The 20,304-nt window shown below is 68.0% G+C and carries 17 protein-coding genes, 1 tRNA gene and 1 pseudogene; 10 read left to right on the forward strand and 9 right to left on the reverse strand.

Features of this window, described 5'->3' with window-relative positions; genetic code table 11:
• Window positions 1–177: 177 nt before the first annotated feature.
• Window positions 178–1,563, forward strand: coding sequence for a metallophosphoesterase (locus NDR87_RS08965; protein WP_251910665.1), 1,386 nt, complete (start codon window positions 178–180; stop codon window positions 1,561–1,563).
• A 131-nt stretch (window positions 1,564–1,694) separates the two neighbouring features.
• Complete coding sequence (locus tag NDR87_RS08970) at window positions 1,695–2,162, forward strand: DUF6194 family protein (RefSeq protein ID WP_251910666.1); 468 nt, start codon at window positions 1,695–1,697, stop codon at window positions 2,160–2,162.
• A gap of 6 nt (window positions 2,163–2,168) precedes the next feature.
• On the opposite strand, the gene NDR87_RS08975 is transcribed toward NDR87_RS08970, so the two are convergent.
• Window positions 2,169–4,349 carry a GH92 family glycosyl hydrolase gene (locus NDR87_RS08975; protein ID WP_251910667.1) on the reverse strand — a complete coding sequence of 727 codons (2,181 nt, stop codon included), beginning with the start codon at window positions 4,347–4,349 and terminating at the stop codon, window positions 2,169–2,171.
• 136 nt (window positions 4,350–4,485) lie between these two features.
• On the opposite strand from NDR87_RS08975, the gene NDR87_RS08980 reads away from it, so the two are divergent.
• Together NDR87_RS08980 and NDR87_RS08985 are read left to right on the forward strand one after the other, a co-directional pair.
• A complete protein-coding gene (locus NDR87_RS08980) occupies window positions 4,486–6,249 on the forward strand; it encodes an ABC transporter ATP-binding protein (RefSeq protein WP_251910668.1) in 1,764 nt (587 codons plus the stop codon).
• Window positions 6,246–8,000 carry an ABC transporter ATP-binding protein gene (locus NDR87_RS08985; protein WP_251910669.1) on the forward strand — a complete coding sequence of 585 codons (1,755 nt, stop codon included), beginning with the start codon at window positions 6,246–6,248 and terminating at the stop codon, window positions 7,998–8,000. Before NDR87_RS08980 ends, NDR87_RS08985 begins: the two co-directional genes overlap by 4 nt.
• On the opposite strand, the gene NDR87_RS08990 is transcribed toward NDR87_RS08985, so the two are convergent.
• A complete protein-coding gene (locus NDR87_RS08990) occupies window positions 7,913–8,602 on the reverse strand; it encodes an NAD(P)H oxidoreductase (RefSeq protein ID WP_251910670.1) in 690 nt (229 codons plus the stop codon). The two genes, NDR87_RS08985 and NDR87_RS08990, sit on opposite strands and share 88 nt — an antisense overlap.
• Window positions 8,603–8,682: 80 nt before the next feature.
• On the opposite strand from NDR87_RS08990, the gene NDR87_RS08995 reads away from it, so the two are divergent.
• Window positions 8,683–9,624: an AraC family transcriptional regulator gene (locus NDR87_RS08995; protein ID WP_251910671.1), complete on the forward strand. Its 942-nt coding sequence runs from the start codon at window positions 8,683–8,685 to the stop codon at window positions 9,622–9,624.
• A gap of 176 nt (window positions 9,625–9,800) precedes the next feature.
• Entirely contained in the window at window positions 9,801–10,805 is a 1,005-nt protein-coding gene (locus NDR87_RS09000; protein ID WP_251910672.1) for an acyl-CoA dehydrogenase family protein, read from the forward strand.
• A 27-nt stretch (window positions 10,806–10,832) separates the two neighbouring features.
• Here NDR87_RS09000 and NDR87_RS09005 read toward each other — a convergent pair whose 3' ends face one another.
• The 6 genes from NDR87_RS09005 to NDR87_RS09030 all read right to left on the reverse strand — a co-directional run bounded on the left by NDR87_RS09005 (window position 10,833) and on the right by NDR87_RS09030 (window position 17,207).
• Window positions 10,833–11,399: a hypothetical protein gene (locus NDR87_RS09005; protein WP_251941099.1), complete on the reverse strand. Its 567-nt coding sequence runs from the start codon at window positions 11,397–11,399 to the stop codon at window positions 10,833–10,835.
• Window positions 11,400–11,911: 512 nt separating this feature from the next.
• Window positions 11,912–12,949 carry a hypothetical protein gene (locus tag NDR87_RS09010; protein ID WP_251910674.1) on the reverse strand — a complete coding sequence of 346 codons (1,038 nt, stop codon included), beginning with the start codon at window positions 12,947–12,949 and terminating at the stop codon, window positions 11,912–11,914.
• A gap of 443 nt (window positions 12,950–13,392) precedes the next feature.
• Window positions 13,393–13,465: transfer RNA gene (locus NDR87_RS09015), tRNA-Asn, on the reverse strand.
• Between the two features lie 98 nt (window positions 13,466–13,563).
• A complete protein-coding gene (locus NDR87_RS09020) occupies window positions 13,564–15,624 on the reverse strand; it encodes a CocE/NonD family hydrolase (RefSeq protein ID WP_251910675.1) in 2,061 nt (686 codons plus the stop codon).
• A 264-nt stretch (window positions 15,625–15,888) separates the two neighbouring features.
• Window positions 15,889–16,536 (reverse strand): hypothetical protein, encoded by a 648-nt coding sequence (locus NDR87_RS09025; RefSeq protein ID WP_251910676.1) that lies wholly within the window; start codon window positions 16,534–16,536, stop codon window positions 15,889–15,891.
• A gap of 224 nt (window positions 16,537–16,760) precedes the next feature.
• Window positions 16,761–17,207, reverse strand: a complete 447-nt coding sequence (locus tag NDR87_RS09030; RefSeq protein WP_251910677.1) for a peptidase inhibitor family I36 protein — start codon at window positions 17,205–17,207, stop codon at window positions 16,761–16,763.
• A gap of 447 nt (window positions 17,208–17,654) precedes the next feature.
• Between NDR87_RS09030 and NDR87_RS09035 the strand changes: the two are divergent.
• The 3 genes and pseudogenes from NDR87_RS09035 to NDR87_RS09045 form a co-directional block, all read left to right on the forward strand.
• Window positions 17,655–18,393: pseudogene (locus NDR87_RS09035) on the forward strand (VTT domain-containing protein); the annotation flags it as partial.
• Window positions 18,394–18,890: 497 nt separating this feature from the next.
• Window positions 18,891–19,076: a hypothetical protein gene (locus NDR87_RS09040; protein ID WP_251910678.1), complete on the forward strand. Its 186-nt coding sequence runs from the start codon at window positions 18,891–18,893 to the stop codon at window positions 19,074–19,076.
• Window positions 19,073–19,459, forward strand: coding sequence for a hypothetical protein (locus tag NDR87_RS09045; RefSeq protein WP_251910679.1), 387 nt, complete (start codon window positions 19,073–19,075; stop codon window positions 19,457–19,459). Before NDR87_RS09040 ends, NDR87_RS09045 begins: the two co-directional genes overlap by 4 nt.
• Here the strand turns inward: NDR87_RS09045 and NDR87_RS09050 are convergent.
• Window positions 19,443–19,694, reverse strand: coding sequence for a beta-lactamase family protein (locus tag NDR87_RS09050; RefSeq protein ID WP_251910680.1), 252 nt, complete (start codon window positions 19,692–19,694; stop codon window positions 19,443–19,445). The genes NDR87_RS09045 and NDR87_RS09050 overlap by 17 nt on opposite strands.
• A gap of 303 nt (window positions 19,695–19,997) precedes the next feature.
• Here NDR87_RS09050 and NDR87_RS09055 point away from each other — a divergent pair, with 303 nt between their 5' ends.
• Entirely contained in the window at window positions 19,998–20,243 is a 246-nt protein-coding gene (locus NDR87_RS09055; RefSeq protein ID WP_251910857.1) for a hypothetical protein, read from the forward strand.
• Window positions 20,244–20,304 lie beyond the last annotated feature (61 nt).

A 20,304-nucleotide genomic window follows, 5' to 3' on the forward strand; every position in this document is an offset into this window, starting at 1 on the left:
AGCCCGGAACTTTTCGGGGGTCGGCCCGCGCGGACCCCATCGTTGCCGTTCGCGCCCCGCTCACCTGCGGGTATCGAAATATTCAGCGCGAACGTCCGAGCTGTCACGTTCCGGGACTGCGCCGTTCAACCGGTCGCCTTACCGTCGATGGCAAGGGGGATCCGTTCGGAGGTTTGCATGTTGAACGCGCGGCTGCGAGGGGCGTGGCTGGCGAATGTGGCGACCGCGACCGCGGCGGTGGCCGTGGGCGCGGGGCCGTTGCGCGCACAGGTGGCACATCGGGTCGAGGTGCGCCGCGCTCCGGTGCTCGCCTCGGATCTGGAAGTGGTCACCGTGACCGACCGCTCGGTGATCCTGACCTGGACCACGCGCGAACGCGAGCGCAGCGGGCGGCTGCGGCCGATTCCGGCCGACACCGAGGTGCGCATCGCGCCCGCGGATTCGATCGGCCCGGCGCGCACGCTGTTCCACGACACCGACCCGACGCCCTATCACTACGCCGAGATCCACGGGCTCGAGCCCGGCCGGGCCTACCGATTCGAGGCGTATTCGAGCGGTCGGCGCGCGGTTCCGGCGCGCACCCTGGTGACGCGGCGGCCCGGAACACCGGAGAGCACGGGCGTTTTCACCACACTGACCCCGCCGCCGGGCCGCCTGCTGCGCACCCTGGCGCTGGCCAACGATCTGCACGTCGGCGAGCGCACCAGCGGTCTGCTGATGGCCGGGCTGCCGACCGGGCTGCGCCACCACGACGCCGAACATCCCGAGCTGATGCTGGACGCGCTGCTGTCGGATCTGCGCCTGCCCGATCGCGGAGCCGACCATCTGATCGTCGCGGGTGACCTCACCGACACCGGCACCCTCGGGCAGTCGCTGGAGGTGCGCAGGCGGCTCGACGAGTGGGGCGCCCTGGGCCGCGACTACTTCGTCTGCCGCGGCAATCACGACGCCCCGCAGCCGGACGACCACTGGGGTGCGGTATTCCATTCGCGCCAGCGGCTGACCGAGCACGAGCTCGGCGGGCTGCGCCTGTTCGGCCTGGACACCACCCGATTGCGCGGCTCGGGCGGCACGATCGTCGGGCCGCAGCTCGCCCACCTGCGCGACCGACTGGCCGTGGACCCGCATCGGCCGACCCTGATCTTCGGTCACCATCCGGTGACATCCTCCGCGGCGGTCAGCAATCCGGGCGGGCCGGGTTTCGTACTCGACCGCGCCTCGGCCGCGGGCCTGCACGCCGCCTATCGCGGCGCGCCCGGGGTGTTCCTGCATCACAGCGGGCACACCCACCGAAATCGCCTGGGCCGCCCCGACTCCGGCATCGACGTGGAGTTCCTGGAGGTCGCCGCCGCCAAGGAGTATCCCGGCGGCTACATGCTGCTGCGCCTGTACGAGGGCGGCTACATGGTCAACTTCTACAAGACCCGCACCGCGGCCGCCCGGCGCTGGAGCACCCGCACCCGCCGCCAGTATTTCGGCCTCCACCCCGACCACGCGCTCGGCACCTGCGCCGACCGCAACCATGTGGTGCCACGCGACTTCTCCGGACTCGCACCCGCCTGACCGACCGTCGGCCCGCCCTTGGAGCCCAATTTGAGGGTTGTCGAGGGACATCTCTTCGAATCGCCGGAAAAGTTCCAACAACCACTTCAATGAGACGATTGAAGTGCAGTTTTTCGACGAAAAGAGGATGCATGAACGCCGACGATATGAAGCGCCACATCGCCGAGTCCTACGAGGGAATCCGCTTACTCGAACACCTCGGCGACACCTTCGTCATCTACGACCCCGAGGGCGATCTGCCGCCCCAGCGCCAGCTGCCCTTCGCCACCATCGTGACCGCCGACAACTACGACACGGTCTCGGCCCTCGGCGAGCCCGATGCCTACCGGCTCAATATCGGCCTGCCCCGCCCCCGCTACACCGAGCTGTTCGGCCCCGTCCCCACCCAGCGCGACGCGGACGGCGTCTACGACACCGGCTACGACTACGCCGCCCGCGATCGGCTCATGCCACATCCGATCTATGCCGTCCAGAACTGGGTCTGCGTGGTGAATCCCGGTGCGACAACACTGAATACGGCCCTGTCCCTGCTCGACGAAGCGCATGCCTTCGCGGTTCGCAAGCACACCAACCGGCGGGCCCGCGCCGTTCGGCGCTGAGCCCGTTCAGGGCGCCGGGAACGAGGGGGGCGCGTCCTGCGGCGCCGCGCCCCAGCTCGGATCGGGCGAGTCGGCCAGCGTGAATTCCAGTGTGCCGCCGGTGTGCACGAACGATTCCGGAAGCCAGGGCCTGGTCCAGGGCCGCCCGTCGACCGTCAGCCCGGTCACGTACGGCCTGCCCGGCCCGGCGTTGGGGGCAGTGACCGTGATCGTCACCCCGTCCGGCCGGAGCACCGTGGCGCTGGTGAATATCGGGCTGTTCAGGACGAGTTCGGCCCGCCCCGGATACATCGGATACATCCCGAGCGCGGCCCAGACGTACCACGCCGACATCTGACCGAGATCGTCGTTGCCGACCAGATTCTCCGGCGCGGCACGAAACAGCTCCCGCCGCACCCGATCCACGAGCGCCTGCGTCCGATGCGCGGCGCCGGTGTAGACGTAGATCCACGGCGTATGCATCGTGGGCTCGTTGCCCAGGAAGGCATACGGCTCCCGGGTGCCCGCGTTGAGCTTGGTGAAGAACGTGTCCAGCCGGGCGTTCACCGCCTCGTTGCCGCCGAGGCTGGCGATCAGCTCGCCGAGGTTGTACGGCACCATCCAGAGATATTGCGCCCCATTGCCTTCCACATACCCGGCCGGATCGGCCGGGTCGAAGGGCTCGACGAAGGAGCCGTCGGCGCGGCGCGGCTGCAGGTAGCCGGTGGCCGGGTTGAACAGATTGCGCCAGTTCTGCGCGCGCTTCAGGAACGCCTCGCGCACGGTGGTGACGCCCAGCCGCTCGGCCAGCTGCGCGATCGCGAAGTCGGCGCTGGTGTATTCCAGCGTGTCCGAGACCTGCTGCGGCACATAGCCGAGCCGCAGGTACTCCGCCAGACCGGGCCGCTCCTCGTAGCCCTTGCGATTGCGCCCGGGCATGGTCGCCCCCTCGACCATCAGCGACAGGGCCTCGGCGGCGTCGAAATCCGTTGCGCCGAAGGCGTACATGGCGGCGACGATGATGTGATACGGGTCGCCGTTCATCACCCCGGTGTAGTCGGCGGCGACCGTCCAGCGGTCCCACGCGCCACCCTCCCGGGCGAAAACCGCCATGCTGCGGGCGATATCGGCGGCCTCGCGCGGCGCGAGCAGGGCCAGCAGCTGCACCTCGCCGCGGTAGACGTCCCAGCCGGAGAAGTTGGTGTAGATCGGGCGGGCCGGATCGGTGGTGTGGATCTGTTCGTCGAAACCGAGATAGCGGCCGTCAACATCGGAGAACACATTGGGTTGCAGCAGCGCGTGATACAGCGCGGTGTAGAAGATGCGCCGCTGATCGTCGGTGCCGCCGCTCACCCGGATCCGGTTGAGCCACTCGTTCCAGGTCGCCCGCGCCGCCGCCGCGATACCGTCGAAATCCCTTGTGCCGCATTCGGCATCGAGATTGGCCCGCGCACCCTCGATCGAGACGAACGACAGGCCCAACCGCACGGTGACCGTACTGCCGCCGTCGAACCCGACATACGCGCCGCACCGGGTTCCGGACGCGGAGGTGCCGCCGCGCCGGACCGAGCCGCCGCTCCAGGTGCCCTTGTCGCGGAACGGCCGGTCGAAGCGGGCGTGGAAGTACACGGTGTAGTGACTCGGCGTCCCGCAGAACCGCCCGCTGGCGGCCGACCCCTCGACGAAATCCGGACCGATGCGCACCTGCGCGTGGTCGACGCCCATGACCGAGCCCGAGACGTTGACGAGCAGCGTCGCCGGGCGATCGGCCGGATAGCCGAACCGACCGCAGCCGCTGCGCTGGGTGGCCGTCAGCTCCACCAGCACACCCGAGTCGAGCCGCACATCGTAGCGACCGGGGCTCGCGTGCTCGTTGGCATGGGAGAAGGTCGCGATGTAGCGGCCGGGCTCGGTCGCCGGTGACGCGGTGACCTCCCCCGCCAGCGGCACAAACGGAATGTCTTGGTAGGTATCGCATCCCGGCCCGGACAGATGGGTCAGGCTGAACCCCTTGATCCGATTGTCGTCGTAGTAGTAGCCGCCGTGCTGCGGGGTGACGGTGTCCGGACTCCACTGCACCATCCCGAACGGAACGTCGGCCCCGGGGAAGGTATTACCTGCCCCGCCGCCGGTGCCCATATCGGCATCTCCCGGTCGAGTCCCGTAGAACGGATCCACCCACGCCGCCGGATCCTGTGCCGTATCCACCCTTCCAGTATCCGCTTGTACGTCCGTGACCTCGGGAAAATTCGTCCAAGACATCGACCCGACCCGATGGCCAGAGTGAGTGCGGCTGCCCGTCGGCGGCGCTCACGGTCAGGAGGACGAGGATGGAAGTGCAGCGATGAGGGCAACCGAATCGGCCGCGGGGCAGCGCATCACCGGGCTGCTGCGCCCGCATCTGGGGAGTTTCGCCGCGGTGGTCGTATCACAGATCATCGGCGCCGTCGCGGGGTTGGCGCCGCTACTGGCGGTCGTCGAGCTGGGCCGAATCCTGTTGTCGCCCGGCCCGATCGACCAGGGGCACGCGTGGGCGGTGGTGATCGTCGGGGCGGTGGGCATGTTCGTGCGGATCGTGTTCACGGCCGCGTCGTCGGGCATCGGGCATCTGCTCGATGCCCGGGTGCAGCTGTCGTTTCGCCGTCAACTGGCCGCGCGGCTGGGTCGCGCACCGATCGGGTGGCTGTCGCGCCGCCGGACCGGTGAGCTGGCCAAGGTGGTCGGGGAGGATGTGAGCGCGGTGCATCCGGTCATCGCCCACGCTCCCGGTGAGCTGGTCGCCGCCTTCGTGGTGCCGCTGGTGTCGCTGATCTACCTGTTCACCGTCGATTGGCGGCTCACGCTGATCGCGATGATTCCGGTGGCGCTGGCCGTCGCGGCGGTCCCGCTGATGATGACCCCGGTCCGGCAGCGCGAGCAGACCGAATTCGACGCGGCAATGGGGCGGATCTCGAATTCGGTGGTGGAGTTCGTGCAGGGCATCTCGGTGGTCAAGGCGTTCGGCGGCTCCGGGCGCGCGCATCGCGAATTCCGCACGGCAGCGGACGATTTCGTCGCCAGCTTCTATCGGTGGGTGCGCGGGCTGGCTCCGATCGCGGCGGCTATGCAGTTGGCGCTGTCACCGCCGTTCGTCCTGCTGGTGGTGCTGGTCGGCGGCGCGGTCCGGATCGGCTCCGGCGGCCTGGCCCCGGCCGACCTGCTGCCGTTCCTGCTGCTGGGGCTGGGCCTGACCGCTCCGGTGGCGGCCCTGGGCCACGGCTTCGACGATCTGCAGGCCGCCCGGCGCGCGATCGGCCGGATTCACGAGGTGCTCGCGGTGCCGTCGCTGCCCGCCCCCGCGCATCCGCGGGTCCCGCAGGGGCACCGGGTGGAACTGCGCGATGTCCGCTTCGGCTACGAGGCCGAGCACGAGGTGCTGCGCGGGATCGACCTGGTGCTCGAGCCGGGCACGGTCACCGCACTCGTGGGGCCGTCGGGCAGCGGGAAATCCACCCTGGTGCGGCTGCTGCCGCGGTTCTTCGATCCGACCCAGGGGGCGGTCCTGCTGGGCGGGGTCGATCTGCGCGAGATCACCGAACGCGAGCTGTATCGGACGGTGTCGTTCGTCTTCCAGGACGTGCGTCTGCTGCGCGCCTCGATCGCGGACAATATCGCGCTGGCGGTGCCGCGGGCCGGACGGGACGAGGTGGTCCGCGCCGCCCGCCTGGCCGATATCCACGATCGGATACTGCGGCTGCCGCGCGGATACGAATCGGTGATCGGCGTGGACGCCCAGCTGTCCGGCGGTGAGGCACAACGGATCTCGATCGCGCGCGCACTGCTGGCCGACGCGCCCGTGCTGGTACTGGACGAGGCCACCGCCTTCGCCGACCCGCGGACCGACCGCGCCGTGCGCGCCGCCCTGGCGCCCAACGGTGTCCGGACGGTGCTGATCATCGCCCATCGCCTGGAGACGGTCGCCGACGCCGACACCGTCGTGCTGATGGAGAACGGAGCGATCGTCGAGCGCGGCGCACCCGCCGAATTGCTCACGCGGGACGGAAAGTTCGCCGCGTTCTGGCATTCCCACCGACCGGCGCTCGCATCACAAGGAGATCGAACCCGATGATTCGCATGCTGCTCCGCGTGCTGGGCGACGCCTACGCCCAGCCGGTGCGCCGCACCGTGGCCCTGATGACGGTGACCGCGGTCGCCGAGGGGCTGTCCTACGCGCTGCTGGTTCCGCTGCTGCGGGCGCTGTTCGGCGGCACGCCCGCCGACGCCCGGCCCTGGCTGATCGGCTTCGGGGCGGCCGTCGCGGGCTACGCCGTGCTGCGCTATCTCGCCGATCTGTCCGGCTTCCGGGTCGGAACCACCCTGCTGCACGGCATGTATTACCGTCTCGGTGATCATCTGGCCCGACTGCCGCTCGGCTGGTACAGCGCCGGGCGGGTCGGGGAGGTGTCGGTCCTGGCCAGTCGCGGGGTGCTGGAGGCGATGGGCGTGATCGCGCATCTGCTCGCGCCCTCGATCTCGGCGAGTGTGACCCCGCTGACGATCGTGGTTGTCCTGCTGGCCGTCGATTGGCGCATGGGGCTGGCCGCGATGGTCGCGGTGCCGGTGGTGGCGGCGATCCAGATCTGGTCCGGGCGCACGACGGCGAGCACCGATGCCGAGCGCATCGAACGTGACCACGAGGCCACCGGTCGCGTCATCGAATACCTGCAGGCGCAACCGGTGCTGCGCGCCGGTGGCCGCACCGCCGAACGGTTCCGGCTGCTCGACGACGCGCTGTCCGATATCCAGCGCACCACCCGCCGCTCCCTGCGCCGCGCGCTGCCCGGCATCCTGGGTCTGTCGCTCACGGTGCAGGCGATGTTCACCGTGCTGCTCGCACTCGGGGCCTATCTGGCGATCGGCGGAAAGATCGGTGCGGTCGAGGTTCTGGCGATTCTCGTGCTCGCCGCCCGCTGCGCGGATCCGCTGCTGGCGCTGGCGGAGATGGGTGGGCAGTTGCGCGCCGCGCGGTCGGTGCTGACCGGACTCGACGAGATACTGCGCACCGCGCCGCTGCCGGAGCCGCCGAAACCGATTGTGCCGCAACGGCACGACGTGGAGTTCGCATCGGTCGCCTTCCGGCCGGAGGGCCGCACGGTCATCGACGGGCTGTCGCTGGTGGTACCCGAGGGACAGCGGCTCGCCCTCGTCGGCCCCTCGGGTGCGGGCAAGACCACTCTGTTGCAGTTACTGGCCCGGTTCCACGACGTGGACGCGGGCGCGGTGCGCGTGGGCGGGGTGGATGTGCGCGATATCGGCGTCGAGGCGTTGATGGCCCGAATCGCCATCGTCTTCCAACACGTCTACCTCTTCGACGGCACCATCGAGGAGAATGTGTGCCTGGGCCGCCCCGACGCCGACGAGGCGCAGGTCCGGGCCGCCGCCCGCGCCGCCCGCCTGGACGAGGTGATCGAACGGCTCCCCCGCGGCTGGGCCACCACCGTCGGCGAGGGCGGCGCGCTGCTGTCCGGCGGTGAGCGTCAACGTGTTTCGATCGCCCGCGCCCTGCTGAAGGACGCCCCCATCGTGCTGCTCGACGAGGTCACCTCCGCCCTCGATCCCGGCAACGAGGCGGCCGTCCAGGAGGCCCTCGAGCATCTGATGACCGGCCGTACCGTCCTCGTGGTGGCCCACCGGCTGGGCACGGTCCGCGACGCCGACCACATCGTCTTCCTCGACGAGGGCCGCATCACCGAACAGGGCACCCACGACGAGTTGCTGCGTCGCGGCGGCCGCTACGCCGACTTCTGGGCGGCCTCGGCCGCCGACCCGGCGACGAACTCGGCGACGAACTCGGCTGCCCTGCGGTCGAATTCGGTGTAGTGCGCCGCCCGCTCGGCGCCCGCGACGGCATCGCCGATGACGAGTTCGCCCCCGGCCCCGATGGTCTGGGGGCGCTCCTCGGCGTCGGGAAGCAGGCCGACGGTGGCGTGCTCGAAGCCGCAGTAGTAGGCGATGCCGGTGTTCAGCTGGTCCTCGAGGATCTTGCGCATGGGTTCGATGATGTCGTCGGAGCCGGTCGCGCCGGCCAGGCCGAGCCACAGGATGCGCTTGCCCGCGAGGCGGGGTTTGCTTCTGCCGTAGGCGAATCCGTAGTTCCACACCCGGTCGATCCAGCCCTTGAGCACGGCGGGCAGGCTCATCCAGTACACCGGGAAGACCGCGACGACGAGGTCGGCGGCGAGCAGGCGGCGCATGTGCTCGCGCGCCTCGGCGGAGTAGAGCTTGTCGCGGTTGCCCCAGTCGGGCTGGTCGGCGACGGTCATGCGCGGATCGAAGCCCTCGGCGTGCAGATCCAGCAGGTCGACGGTGTAGCCCGCGGCCTCGAGCTGCGCGACGGTGCGCCGGGCGGTGTGCGCGGTCAGGGAATCCGAGCGGTGGTGGGCGAGAACGACCAGGGCAGTGCGGTTTCGGTTGTGCTCCATGACTTCAGTACAGTCGCCCGGTCGTGGACGATCCATGGGAGAAAAGCTCCGATGCATAGGAGTTCGTCTAGGCTGTGCTGGTGGATCCCTTGAGCTCCTTGTTGAACGGCGTCCGAGCGGAGGGCTCGGTGGTCAGCCAGGCGGTGCTGCGGGCGCCGTGGACGATCCGGTTCGCCGACCGCGCGCCGCTGACGATGCTGACCGTGCTGCGCGGCGGCGGCACCCTGCTACTGGCCGACGGCACCGAACGTGTTGTACGCCAGGGTGATACGGCCGTAGTGCGCGGACCCGAGCCGTTTCACCTGGCCGACCGCCCCGGCTCCATCGCGGGTCCGCACGAGCAGTACGAGATCGCCTGTTTCGTCGAGGATCCCGAATGCACCAGCTACCAGCTGGGCGGAATCCGCTGGGGCAACGACCGCGACGGCGCCACCGCGCTGATCGTGGCCGCCTACCGCGCCTCCGGCCACCGCCACGAGCGGCTGCTGCGGGCGCTGCCGCGGCTGCTGGTCGTCAGCGAGGAATCCGATATGTGCGAGTGGCTGGAAACGGTCGCCGCCGATGCCGTGGCGCGCAGCGCGGGCGCGCAGGCGCTGATGGATCGGCTGCTGGACTGGGCACTGGTCTGCACGCTGCGGACGTGGTTCGCGCGGGCGGGAGCCGAAGCGCCGGAATGGATTCGGGGTCTGTCCGATCCGGTGGTCGGCCCGGCGCTCGAGGCCGTCCACGCGCGTCCGGGCGACGGTTGGACCGTGGCCTCGCTGGCGGCCCGCGCCGGGGTGTCGCGGGCGCTGTTCGCCAAGCGCTTCTCGGCCGTGATGGGGCGACCGCCGCTGACCTATGTCACCGAGATCCGCATGGACGAGGCGGCGGCGCTGCTGCTGGACACCGATCTCACGGTCGCGCAGGTGGCTCGCTCGGTCGGCTATGCCGACGCCTTCGGGTTCAGCGCGGCGTTCAAGCGGTTGAAGGGGATGAGTCCCAACGCCTTTCGCAACGCGAGGCTTGTCGCTACGGCCTAGGTACCGAGAGCTGCCGTGTATCGGCGCGATTCGAGTTCTGGCCGATCGATCCCGTGGCCGGGGCCTGCCGATGTGTCGCACCGGAAAGGCGAGGTGGCTGCCGTACGATCGGCCCAACCTCACCGATACTGCGCCCGGTGGGTGGTTGGTGCGGGTGGCGACGGGAGGGTCGGCAGGTGGCGACGGATTGGGTGCGTGCGGCGGAGGAGTTGGTCGAGGAGCTACTCGAGCCGAATGCCGCCGAGGTGGACCGGACGGGCCGGATACCGGACGCCCATTTCGACGCCCTCGCCGAGCGCGGGTTCCACGGCTTCCTGCTGTCGGAGGGTATGACGCCGGAAATCCTGATCAATACCGTCGCCACGGTGATCAGCGGCTGCCTGGCCACCGGTTTCGTCTGGGCCCAGCATCTGGGGGCCGTCCGCGCCGTGGCCTTCGGCGACAACGCGGATCTGCGCGACCGATTCCTGCCCCGGATGACCCGCGGCGACTACCGGTGCGGTGTGTCCTACGCGGGCGCGCGCACCCGGCCCACGCTGTTCGCCGAGCCGACCGACACCGGCTACCTCCTCAGCGGCACCGCCCCGTTCGTCACGGGCTGGGACTACATCGACGCGGTCGCCGCCGCGGTGCGGATCCGATCCGGCGACGACGAATCGGTGGCCACCCTGCTCCTGCCCACCGACCGTCTCGACGGGGTGAGCGCCGAGCGAATCCCCCTCATCGCCGCCGACGCCAGCGCCACCGTGCAACTGCGCTTCGACCGCACTCCCGTCACCGCCGACCACCTGATCACCAGCAAACCCCACGCCCGATTCAGCTCGGACCGCGGCAGCCTCACCGACTGGGTCAACGGCGCCCTCTCCCTCGGCGTCCTCATGCGCTGCGTCCGCCAACTCGACGATTCCAACATCGACCCGGAACCCTACCGCCACCGACTCACCTCCCTGCGCACCCAATACGCCACGGCGGCAACCGATCCCAGGGCCGTCTACGCCCTCCGAGCCGAAACCGCCCACACCGCCCTGACCACCGCGGCCGCCGCCGTGGTCGCCACCGGCAGCCGCGCCACCCGATCCGGCTCCACCCCCGAACGCCTCACCCGCGAGGCCACCTTCGCCCTGGTCTGCACCACCCGCGACCCAATCAAACACGCCCTCCTCGACCGCCTCGAACCGTAGTTCCGTGCGATGATGCCGGCGTGCGCTTCAGCAGGAGGGAAAGTACTTCTGCATGCGTGCCGGAACGCCGTCCGCACTGGCCTTCGCCCAGCAGACATCATGCGGGAAATAGACATAGGTGACCCAGCCATCGGCAGCACGCCGAATGATGCGCTGACTGTCCCCCGGCAGGTCCCAGGCGATAACCGCCCACTTCCCATCGCACTCCCGCACAGTGGCAGCCTCGGTACCGAGCTCCCCGAGGTCGTCGAGCTCGTGCACAACCGTCTGGACGGCACACCCCGAGCCCAATCCCGGTTCCTCGAACCGCAATTCACCGGTAACCGTCTGCCCGCCCCGAACCAGGAACAAACTGTGCATCCCCTCCGGCACCGGCGTAGCACCCGCGGGCGGAGTACCCATGGCAAAGTAGTAACAGCCCACCGGCACACTGAAACTGGCCACCCCATTCCCATCGGTAACCGCATCCCGCCGCAACACCTCCTTGGCCTCCGGCGGAATATCCCGCGCCGCGGGATCACAGGGCCGCTGCAACCGCACATTGACCGGAACGTTCGGCACCGGAGCCCCCGAGAGCGTGCGAGTCCGGATCACCGCGGTGCCTTGCGGCTCATCAGCAGGCGGCTGACTCCCCGGCTGCCCACCAGGCGGTCGTTGATCCCCGGGCTGCCCACCCGGCGCCGGTTGGTTCACCGGCGGCCTATTACCAGGTGACGAATCACCCACAGGCGGCTTCCCGGACTCCATGGCGCTCATCGAGGTCGGAGCCGGCGCCGTCCCACTCGGCGACCCCGTCGCCCCACCACCACACGCCGTCCCCACCAACCCCACCGCCACAACCGCGAGCATCTTCCGCCCAACCCCGCGCCCAGCCATCGCCCCCACCTCTCAGTCAAACGATCAGATACCTGACCTATCTCCGCAGATCAGAGCGCTGTTACGACCGGCGAGCCCCCCAAATCCGTTGGCATGAAACATACTTCCGCAAGATCATCAGGACGAGCAGTCACGCAGGCTTCACCGCGCGAGTGCACCGATATCGAGCAGCAACCGCACGCCTGCCCGCGGGTGGCTGAGGGCAGCATGCACACGCCCGCACGAACGAGTCAGGGTCGAGGTGATGGCGCAGGAAGGCAAGCGACCCCGGCCACCGCGTAGGTGGTTTTGCCGCTTTCGGCCTGCGCGCCAATGATCGGTTTCAGCCACGGTAGTTCGATGGGGCCGCGGATCCTTCGGCCGGTGATGAGGTCGTACTCGGCGTATGAGGGTGTGTGATGGAAGTCGATGTGCGCGACCGTGGTACCGGTCACCGTTGCCTGATGTCCGAATCCCTTCGCGCCGAGGTCCCATTCCTTGCGCACTTCGGAGGGCTGATCCAGCGGTAGGGAAAGTACCGCGCCGTCGTCGCCGTTGATCCAGTACAGCCGATCTCCGATGCGGGTCAGTGTGTTCGGTCGCGACCATGCGGAATGTCCGGCCATATCCACGTGTGACTGGGTACGCGCACCGGTGCCGGTATCGAGTCGCACCAACTCCAGCCCGAGCGCGCCGGCCCGGTCGCGGCGTGCGTCGACCGAGCCGTACAGGTTGAACAGCGCCGAGCCGTCCGCCGAGCACGCCGCGGTCCGTGACTCGCTGCGGAACATATTGGGCCACTCCCATTCCCCGCGCAGAACGGGTTCGCCACCGGCGAGGGGGAGTTCGAACAGCCGGTGCTTGATCATCGGTTGATCCGAGGTGAGGTCATCGAACGCGGCGACGACCCCGAACGCGCGCTCGCCGCAGTGCGCCGCCGAGAGCATGATCCCGGGGACCGAACCGGGCAGTGGTGCTGTGTCCGGAAAGGTGAGCACGTAGTCGTGCCGGTACTGCGACGCTGTCCCGCCGCCGGGGCCGGTGTTGAACCACACCAGGCTTCGCCCGGAGGCGTAATCGTGGGCGATGCCTTCGACCGCGGCTTCGTTGTTCGCGAGCATGGTGCGGCCGGATGGACCGACGGTCATCACCGAATCGGCTGCGGCAAAGGTGAACCCGCGATTCCAGCTGACAATGCGTGCCGAGTCGATCGCGCCGCCCTGGAGCTTGCCGACGACGTTTCCGTTGGCGTCGATGGCGAAGGTCGACGTGTGGTCGGTCTTGGTCATGATCGGCGGTTGCGACGGACTCAATATCGGCTCACCCACGTGGAGCCACGGATGTCCTTCGGCCACACACCCACCCACCGTCCTTGTCCAGATCGACGCCCGCTTTGGAAGCGTTCATATACGAGGCCCAGACCAACTGCGAGCAGCAGTTGTAGGTATTTCGCCGCCTTGCCGGGACTCACCGTGAGCGATCATCGCGCTCGCGGATCGCGAGCAGTCCGAGCACGGCTTCGCGGTCGAGATCATGAACCGACGGCGGGAACGAATGCGGATCCGCAAGCAGCCCAACCCGCCGCCGGACGACTACGACGCCGATCTGATCTTTTCGTTGTTCGAGTGGACGCTGCGAGATCCGGTGAATGTGAACCATCAGTCGGAAGGTTCTGGTACGAATTCGGCCCCCGACCAATTATGCTTATGCGCTGGTCAGGGGCCGGATCAGGCTCCCCCATCTGGACTCGAACCAGAAACCTGCCGATTAACAGTCGGCTGCTCTGCCAATTGAGCTATAGGGGACTATCCTCGGCTCGCCGTTCCGGGCGGGCCGAGGAGAAACTTTAGCGTATCGGGCGGCGGGGGCCCAAATCGGGGCTCTAGCTGGGGGGATGTGGGGGTTAGGGGTGGAGTTGGGCGGCGGGGGCGGTGGGGATTGTGAGGGTGGAGGGGTGGGTGGGGTCGTGGCGGATTTCTACGGTGGAGCCGAGGAGTTTGGGGAGGGCGGGGAGGGGGGCGAGGGTGGAGGGGAAGTTGCCGGTGGTTATGCGCAGGCGGAGGCGGTGGCCGGGCGCCAGGCGGTAGAAGGTGGGGCGGAGGCGGATGTGGAGTTCGACGATTTCGCCGGGGCGCATGGGGGTGATGTCGGCGGAGGAGAGGTTGTGTTCGGGGGAATAGATGGTGCCGTCGGGGGTGCGCCAGGTCTTGGCCTCGTCCAGGGTGCGCAGGGTGGCGAGTTGGGCGCCGCCGGTGATCTCGGCGGCGGAGCCGTCGGGGGCGACGTCGTCGAGATGGACCTGCAGGGCGGCCTCGTCGACGCTGGAGGTGATGTAGGTGTGCAGGCTGCCGGGGCCGGCGACGAGGGTGGGCTCGGCCACCGGATCGCCGGTGTAGGCCACGCCGGACGGCGGGCCGACCACACCCGCGGCGCAGGGATCGTTGACATGGAACAGGTTCAGCACGGCCTGCAGCAGACCGCCGGTCCACTGCTCGAAATTGTCGCGGTTGCAGGGATTTTCGACCGGGGAGTAGTTCAGGCGGTCCGGTGCGCCCGCGGAATCGGTGCCCAGGGTGCCCGCCCCGAGGCGGTAGCTCGTCGGGCGGGCGGCGGCGAACGGGTAGGCGGTCGTATTCGCGCCCGCTCCGGTCTGATCGATCAGGTGCAAGGTGTTGGGCGTCTTGTCGATACCGTTGTCGATGCCCTTGAGCCAGCGGTCGAACCACGCGATGGTGATCGGATCGGTATCGATGCGGGCGTACGGGCCCGCGCCCATGCCGACGTGATACCAGGGACCCATCAGCAGTTGGAAGCGGGGATCGGTGGGCGCGTTCGGGTCCATCGGGCCGTACTGCGGGCGTCCGGCCGCGATGTTCTGCAGCTGGGCATAGTTCTGGAACGCACCGTCCTGGTAGAGATCCCAGATACCGTCGACGAAATAGGTGGGAATGTCGTTGTCCACCAGCGCACGCATATTCGGCCCGAAGTCGCGGGCCGACCACCACGCGTCCTTGTGGCCGTAGGTGCCGTTGCCGTAGCCCTCGACCAGCTTCGCCAGCGGGGTGTCCGGCGAGGCCAGGGCAGCGCGCAGATGGTCGATCAGGGCCTGCACCGCCACCTGCGGGGTCAGCGGCAGATTCAGCAGCGGGCCGAGCACGCCCATGAACTGGATGGCCGGGATGATGGCGGTCAGCAGGATCGGGCTGAACATGCCGTCGTGGCTGACGACGTGCTTGAACACGTCGTTGGGAATGGTCATCATCATCATCGCCTTCAGCGGCGAATCCGGACGGCTGTGCTGGGCGGTCAGCATGCCCGACACACCGGGGAACGAATAGCCGAACATGCCCACGTTGCCATTCGAATTCGGCAGGCGCGCCGCCCAATTCACCAGCTCGTTGCCGTCCTGCCCGTCGCGCGGGGACGCGGGATCCCACTCTCCGGTCGAGGAGCCCGTGCCGCGCACGTCGGCGATGACCTCGATATAGCCGCGGCGCACCAGCTCGTCCTGGGTGCTCATCGCCTGGTGCACAATGCGATTCAGATCGGCCAGATTGTCCGGCAGCTGCACGTGCAGGGAATCCAGCGCACCCTTCACCGCACCGAGTACGGCGGAGGTGATGACGCCGTTGAGCCCGATGTAGGTGGTGTAGTCCACGATGACCGGGAACGGCCCGGGCGCACGCTGACCGGTCACCGGATCGGTCGGATAGCGCACGGTCGCGGTGAGCTGGGTGCCGTCCGACAGCCGGACCACCTGACCGAGATCCACACCGATCCCGTAGGCGGGCGGCGGCGGGGTGTATCCGGCCGGGTACCCGATCCCCGCCGGCGCGGTCGGCGCCACTCCGAACACGGGCGCGGCCACCACCTCAGTACTCGGCACCGCGGCCGCGACCAACACCCCCACCACGGTCGCCGCGGCGAGTGCCCATCTGCTGCCGTGAATCACGTTGCCCTCCACCCGGTATGACGCCTTCGTCAGAACGTGATTCAGCACACAGCACAACCGGGCATCGCGTCCATCGCCAAAGTCATGAATCCGCCCCCCGCGTTCCATGCACCATGCACAGTCGCCGAGGCAGAATCCGCGCTGGGACGCCCGAATCACTTGGGAGGCGGCACTGCGGGTCGGAAGTCCACCACACCGGCTGAGGACGCTGTGCGCCGGATCGATACGCCCCGCACGATCTCCGGCGCGCCAGGACGAGATCGCGGCGGGGCCCGGCTAGCCGCGCAGGAGTTCGGCGAGGCGGTCCCAGGCCGGGGAGGACACCTCGGGCAGGGACTGCGCGGCCAACCGGGCGACGGCCTGGTTGTGCACCGGCTGGCTCTCGGATCGACTGTGGTGCTTGGCGAACCACGCGCGGGTGCGCGCCGCGAGCTCGGGCAGGCGAGGGTCCTCCGGCGACCAGTCGAAGGCGGCGTCGTGGTCGAGGACCAGGGCGCGGAACTCGGAATTCTTGATGCGTTCCCGCTTTTCGGCAATCCATCCGGCCGCGGCCTCGGGCGAGGCCGTCCGCATGAGGATCCAGCCGTCGCGTTCGACCCGGATATGGCGTTCGCTGACACCGAGAGCGTGCGTAGGGAGTTGCACGAGTTGCTCGGCGAGTGGGCCACCCTGCAGGCCGACCACCGCGCCGCGCTCGCCGAGATCGCCAACCTTGCGCGCCGACCGGGATCGGCTCCAGGATGCGGCATCGCGGTTCGCCGCCCGCCTCGGCCTGGCCGTCGTGACGCCGGGTGTTGAGACAGGCCCGATCGTGAGCGTCGACGCGCACCCGACCGGATCGGCGACGAGCAGGTCGCGGGCTTGGTCGTAGGACAGCCGGGCCAGGCCGGTGTCGGGGCAGACGTCGCGGGCCGCCGCCCACAACTCCGACGATGTCGTGCCCCCAGCCGGAGCTGGGTCGGGTGTCCCTGCGGTGGGGTGTACGTGGACATGATCGAGGAGACCGCACGCCATGCGGCCCGCGCCGTCGTCCTGCGGACCTCGAAGAGATCCGGCGACCCCCTCGAGACGGCATCAAACCCAACCCACGCAGGGCCGTGCCGCACCGGGGCGGGGCATGCGCCATGGTGCGGCACGGCGGAGACGAGCTAGCCGATGGAGCTCATCTTGTTTCGGTCGCCTCCCATGTCACCGTTCCGCGCACCGGCCGAGATCCACTTCCTGGGCTGGCGGCAGCCCGTGTGCTCGTACCAAAAGAACCCGGAGTTGTTCCGGTTCCAATAGGACTCTGCCTTGTCATTGAAATTGTAGTCGCTGAGGTTCTGGCAGTAGTGGTCCCGGAACTGCAAACGGCGTCCCTCGCCGCCCCTGTTGTCATACAGGCACAGGTAGCCGTTGTCGCACGACCAGGCGGCGGCGGTCTCGGGCACGAGCTGCACGTCCCCGTTGTGCCAGCTCAGCCTTCCGTCGGCAAGAACCTCCGGGGTGCCCGTGGGTTGCGCGGCGACCCGCCCACCGTCATCCGCTTGCGCAACGGAGGGAACCAGGCCGACACCGACGAACATCGCCGCCGCGACAACGATCATCTTCTGCATTTTCTGCATTGCAACGAACCCCTCTGACAGGTGTGGCACCCTTCGTGGCGCCACATTGATTTGCGGCGACATCGCGCGTCGCTCCGCTTTGGAGACAACTCGCAGGAGTGCGTCGCCGCAATATTCACCATATGGGCCTGCTGTTCCACGGTCGTCCCTCGTGGGTTGTACTTTTTGTTGGCCTCCGGGTTTACCCCTACCTGCCAGATCGAGTGAACTACTCCATCGCGATTGTTTTGTTTTCGTTCCACTCGGAGGGTAATCCTCTCTGTGTTAGATTTCACCGAATAAGAGGTTTTCTTTTCGGGGGGCCTTCTCTCGCACCGCATGCAGCAAGTAACTCCGATTCGAAACTTGCAATTGAAAGATTCGATCGGGGCTTATCAGGTCGTTTTGGGGGAACGACTGGCATCTCCGGATGGCGCGCCCTCTGGCTCACCTCGACTCATGGCGATCGGTACTGTGTCCCGTGTGCGCGCCTCGCCGAACCTCGCCCTCATGCCCGAGCTCTTCGACCCCCGTCAGCTTGCTGAACTCCTTCGGCCCCTGGTTCCTTCTCGGCCTGCTGGTCGTCGTGTTCGTGGAATCCGGTTTGCTGTTTCCGCTGCTGCCAGGTGATTCGCTGCTTTCACGGCCGGTCTGTGATCGCAGCCGCCGGGGGTACCGCCGCAGACGGGACGCGAATGGAGGCTTTCGCTGGTTTGTGGCAATTGGCATTGCTCATTCCCATTGCCGCCGTCCTAGGTGCCAAGTTGGTTATGTCATCGGTACTCGCGGCGGCGAAGCGCTGTTCAAACCGGGCGCCCGCCTTTTCAAGAAGGCCTATCTCGACGAAGCGCACGCATTCTTTAAAAAACATGGCCCCGTCATGATTTTTCTGGCTCGTTTCGTGCCGATTGTCCACACCTATGCGCCCCTGGTCGCCGGGGCTGCCGCCATGCGCTATCGCACCTTCATCGTGTACAACGTGCTCGGTGGAATCGTATGGGGAGCGGGCGTCACGCTACTCGGTTACTGGCTGGGGCAGGTTGATTTCATCGCACGGAATATTGACGCCATTTTCACCGCGATAGTGCTCGCGTCCGTCGTCCCGATCATCATCGAGACCAGACCGCGGCCCGTCCGGCGGCCATCAGCTCACTCGCCGAGAGGCGCATGTGGGCGTCGGCAGCCCGAGCCCACACCGTCGTCAGGTCCTGCCTGGCGGCGGTGCTCTGCTATTGCGAGCGTGGTGCGGATCGGTTCTCGCGCACTGCGCAGTGACGACCTGTCGGCATATGCACCGCCTACGACGCTCCATCCGATATGAGTTCGGTGTAGACGGTCGGATGGAAAGACCGAGTTGGGTTTCTTTCGCGAGATGTGTTCGGCATAAATGCCGACTTGCCATCTTGTTATCATTTGTCACGAAACCCGTTGCGGGGGCTGCGGTTTCGACGGCCCCGGACTCGGGCTCCAGGGGGTTCGAGCTGCGGGTTTGAGGCGAATCTTGTTGTCGCGCTATTGCTCCCATTCGCAGGCACACGTGTGCCCACAGGCTCCAGCTTCGGCTGGGGCTTTTGCGTTTCAGCAGGTTATCGGCTCTCGACGCGCGGTCGTCGGGAGCCCTTCGTCGTTTCTGGAGGTGTTGTGCCGACCGTAATCACGTCCCGGGCTTCGATGAACGGGATGACAATGTTCTGGATGCAGATGCCCGTGTTGCTGCTCATCGCCGGGGTCATCCTGGTGGCGACCACCGCGTTGTGGCGGGCCCGCTGCGAGGATGTGCCGAAGGTGTTCGCGTCGTTCGCGTCGGCGTTCGGCCGCCGCGCGCCAGGCACGCCGTCGATCCGCCGCCGTGCGGTCCCCCGCAAGGAGAAACTCCGATGAGCCGCAGCCGCTACCACCGGGATTCGCTGGCCGAATATGTCGCCGACAGCTTCCTGCACCAAGATCTCTTGCACGCTCTCGCCACGCTGCCACGATCCGAGCGTGATCTGGTCGACCACATGATCGAGCAGGAGCCCGCCGATGATTCCTCGCCCGAACGCGACGACCGGCTGCTTCGTCGGATCTTGACGCGAGTGCGGCTCGATCCGGTTCAGGAGGCCCGGCTCCTGGCCTATCTCAGGGACCGCCGGATCGAGAAGCCAGGCACCTGCCCCGTATGCCTGCGCGAGCTTCCTCCCAGGGAACCAGGCAAGGGCGGGCGACCCCGGAAGTACTGCAGAACAAGCAGTGCAAGCGCAGGGCCCACTACATCCGGACCCTGAGCAGGCAACGCAGCTGATGCGCCGGTCGACAACGTGTGTAGGAGCCGAAGAGAAATCCGGTGTCCTCGCGCATCGGGGCGCCGGTGGCGACGTTTGCGGTGCCGTGGGCGACGATGACCTGTTCACCGGCGTGATGAACACCGGTGACGAAGCCCGGGACGTGGTTGGCATCGCAGTAGGCGACCACCTGTTCGCGAATCGCGGCGGCAATGGTGTGCAGTGCGTTGTTGTTCATGTCGAATATCGTCGAACCCTGCCCCAGGGGCAAGGTCGAGTCGACGGCGCGAGATCATCCGTTGCCACCCATCGGCGCTGGCCACAGGCGATCGGAAGTGGTCAGTGTCGCGCGAGAACGCCTGCCGGACAGGCGAAACGACCCCATCGGCGAAGCTGGTCACGCGGGATGCGCATCGGGCCGGAATTGTCGGTCCCCTCTGGCATGGTTGAGGTCGGCTGGGATCGGGACCTGGATCGACAGCCGGAGTGGGCGTCGGGCAGGATGTACGGCGCGGACAGTGACTGGGAGGAGCCCAAGGTTATGCTGCGGTTGATCATCGGCGTCGCAGCCGGTTATGTGCTGGGGGCCAAGGCGGGGCGGGCCCGTTATGAGCAGATCAGCAAGACCACCCGCGCGATCACCGGGAGTCCGGTCACCCGCAAACTCGTTCTGGTCGGACGGCAGAAGCTGTCGGATCGGCTCAGCACGCAGCCGAAGCTCGAGCCGATGGAACCCATCGACGAGCGCACCACCGTCCTCGTACCGCAGGATCAGCTGCGCCGCTGAGCGACGGCCCGAAGCGCTTGGGCGCGAGCCGATCTCGCCCGGCGTCCGGAAGCGATCCGCG

This window comes from Nocardia sp. CDC159 (genome assembly GCF_023740735.1).
GTDB lineage: Bacteria > Actinomycetota > Actinomycetes > Mycobacteriales > Mycobacteriaceae > Nocardia > Nocardia pulmonis.

Coding starts and splice junctions, on each gene's coding strand:
- NDR87_RS08970 (WP_251910666.1), top strand. CDS start 1,695: ATGAACGCCGACGATATGAAGCGCCACATCGCCGAGTCCTACGAGGGA.
- NDR87_RS09050 (WP_251910680.1), bottom strand. CDS start 19,694: ATGAACAACAACGCACTGCACACCATTGCCGCCGCGATTCGCGAACAG.
- NDR87_RS09055 (WP_251910857.1), top strand. CDS start 19,998: ATGCTGCGGTTGATCATCGGCGTCGCAGCCGGTTATGTGCTGGGGGCC.
- NDR87_RS08990 (WP_251910670.1), bottom strand. CDS start 8,602: ATGGAGCACAACCGAAACCGCACTGCCCTGGTCGTTCTCGCCCACCAC.
- NDR87_RS09045 (WP_251910679.1), top strand. CDS start 19,073: ATGAGCCGCAGCCGCTACCACCGGGATTCGCTGGCCGAATATGTCGCC.
- NDR87_RS08965 (WP_251910665.1), top strand. CDS start 178: ATGTTGAACGCGCGGCTGCGAGGGGCGTGGCTGGCGAATGTGGCGACC.
- NDR87_RS09040 (WP_251910678.1), top strand. CDS start 18,891: ATGCAGATGCCCGTGTTGCTGCTCATCGCCGGGGTCATCCTGGTGGCG.
- NDR87_RS08980 (WP_251910668.1), top strand. CDS start 4,486: ATGAGGGCAACCGAATCGGCCGCGGGGCAGCGCATCACCGGGCTGCTG.
- NDR87_RS09010 (WP_251910674.1), bottom strand. CDS start 12,949: ATGACCAAGACCGACCACACGTCGACCTTCGCCATCGACGCCAACGGA.
- NDR87_RS09030 (WP_251910677.1), bottom strand. CDS start 17,207: ATGCAGAAGATGATCGTTGTCGCGGCGGCGATGTTCGTCGGTGTCGGC.
- NDR87_RS08985 (WP_251910669.1), top strand. CDS start 6,246: ATGATTCGCATGCTGCTCCGCGTGCTGGGCGACGCCTACGCCCAGCCG.